Source organism: Pseudomonas sp. L13, from assembly GCF_009935965.1.
Classification (GTDB): domain Bacteria; phylum Pseudomonadota; class Gammaproteobacteria; order Pseudomonadales; family Pseudomonadaceae; genus Aquipseudomonas; species Aquipseudomonas lactis.
This window is the reverse complement of the sequence record NZ_QODJ01000133.1, coordinates 1-2,294: the sequence shown is the minus strand read 5'-3', so window position 1 is coordinate 2,294 and position 2,294 is coordinate 1. Positions and strand designations below refer to the sequence as shown.

At 55.9% G+C, this 2,294-nt stretch carries 1 protein-coding gene; it reads right to left on the bottom strand.

The features are described from left to right. The coding region (locus DK871_RS28335) for an immunoglobulin-like domain-containing protein (RefSeq protein WP_375139757.1) at positions 1-2,294 on the bottom strand (2,294 nt) is incomplete at both ends.

The following is a 2,294-nucleotide window of genomic DNA, read 5'->3' as shown; positions in this document are numbered from 1 at the left end:
TCGGTGATCTTGACGGTCTGAGTGCTCTTATCGATGAACACGTCATCGGTAGGCGCGGGCACGGTTACGGTGCCAACCGTGTCGCCAGCCTTGATGGTGATCGACGAACCATTGTCGAGTTTCAGCGTTACGTCGGTACCGGCTTTGTTGCTCAAGGTCGCGGTGTAGGTGATCTGGCCACCTTCGTTAACGGCACTTGGCGCAGTCAGCGTAACCGTGGTGGTGTTATCGGTGCCTGGGGTGTCCGTAACGGTGGTGTTCACCGCCGTAGTACCCGGCACCAGATTTTCAAAGTGCTCGCCACCGGTTACGCCTTTGATAGCAGTAGTGACGGTCTGGTCGCCTTTGTAAACATCATCAGGAGCAAGAACCGAAACGCTACCGCTCGATTGGTTTACGCCAATGGTGATGGTCTGGCCGTTATCCAAAGTTACGGTCAGCGGATTGGTGATGTTAGTCACCGGCGCGCCGTTCTTATCCACAAGGCTGGCGGTGTAAACGATGTTGCCGCCTTCACCTACAGTGGTCGTGGCAGTCAGGACCACATCGACCTTATCGATGGTGTCGTTGATGGTGGTGGTCGCACCGTTGCCCGCAACTTCCAACTTCTCGAAGTTGCCGCCCGTGGTCTCGGTGATCTGGACCGTCTGCGAGCTCTTGTCGATAAACACGTCATCAGTCGGCGCAGGCACGGTCACGGTGCCGACAGTGTCGCCAGCTTTGATGGTGATGCTTGAGCCATTGTCGAGTTTCAGCATGACGTCGGTACCGGCCTTGTTGCTCAAGGTCGCGGTGTAGGTGATCTGACCACCCTCATTCGCTTCGGCCGGAGCCGTCAGCGTCACGGTGGTGGTGTTGTCGGTACCGGGGGTATCGGTGACAGTGGTGTTCACCGCGGTAGTGCCAGGGACCAGGTTTTCAAAGTGTTCGCCGCCGGTCACGCTTTTTATGGCGGTGGTGACGGTTTGATCACCTTTGTACACATCATCCGGCGCGATAGTGGTGATAGAGCCGCTCGACTGATTCACACCGATAGTGATGGTCTTGCCGTTATCCAAGGTCACTGTCAGCGGATTGGTGATGTTAGTCACCGGCGCGCCGTTTTTATCCACAAGGCTGGCGGTGTAAAGGATGTTGCCGCCTTCGCCAACAGTGGTGGTAGCGGTCAGGACCACATCAACTTTGTCGATGGTGTCGTTGATGGTGGTGGTTGCGCCGTTGCCTGCCACTTCGAGTTTTTCGAAGTTGCCGCCGGAAGCATCAGTAATCTTGACGGTCTGAGTGCTCTTGTCGATGAACACGTCATCAGTAGGGGCGGGCACGGTCACAGTACCGACGGTCTCGCCAGCTTTGATAGTGATCGACGAGCCGTTATCCAGCTTCAAGGTGACGTCAGTACCGGCCTTGTTGCTCAAGGTCGCGGTGTAGGTGATCTGGCCGCCTTCGTTAACGGCACTTGGCGCAGTCAGCGTAACCGTGGTGGTGTTATCGGTACCTGGTGTGTCCGTAACGGTGGTGTTAACCGGGGTAGTACCTGGAACCAGATTTTCGAAGTGCTCACCGCCGGTAACACCCTTGATAGCGGTGGTGACGGTTTGATCGCCTTTATAGACATCATCAGGAGCAACAACCGAAACGCTACCGCTCGATTGGTTTACGCCGATGGTGATGGTTTTGCCGTTGTCCAAGGTGACGGTCAACGGATTGGTGATGTTGGTCACCGGCGCGCCGTTTTTATCCACAAGACTGGCGGTGTAGACGATATTGCCGCCTTCGCCAACGGTGGTGGTGGCCGTCAAAACCACATCGACTTTGTCGATGGTGTCGTTGATCGTGGTGGTTGCGCCGTTGCCTGCCACTTCGAGTTTTTCGAAATTGCCGCCAACAGTCTCAGTGATCTTGACGGTCTGCGTGCTCTTATCGATAAACACGTCATCGCTAGGAGCGGGCACGGTCACAGTGCCAACAGTGTCGCCAGCCTTGATGGTGATCGACGAGCCGTTATCCAACTTCAGCGTTACATCAGTGCCAGCTTTGTTGGAGAGCGTTGCGGTGTACGTAATCTGCCCACCTTCGTTAACTGCGTTAGGCGCTGTCAGCGTCACGGTGGTGGTGTTATCGGTACCCGGTGTGTCCGTAACGGTGGTGTTCACCGCGGTAGTACTAGGTACAAGGTTCTCGAAATGCTCGCCACCGGTTACGCCTTTGATAGCGGTGGTGACGGTCTGGTCGCCTTTGTACACATCATCCGGCGCGATGGTGGTGATAGAACCGCTCGACTGATTCACACCGAT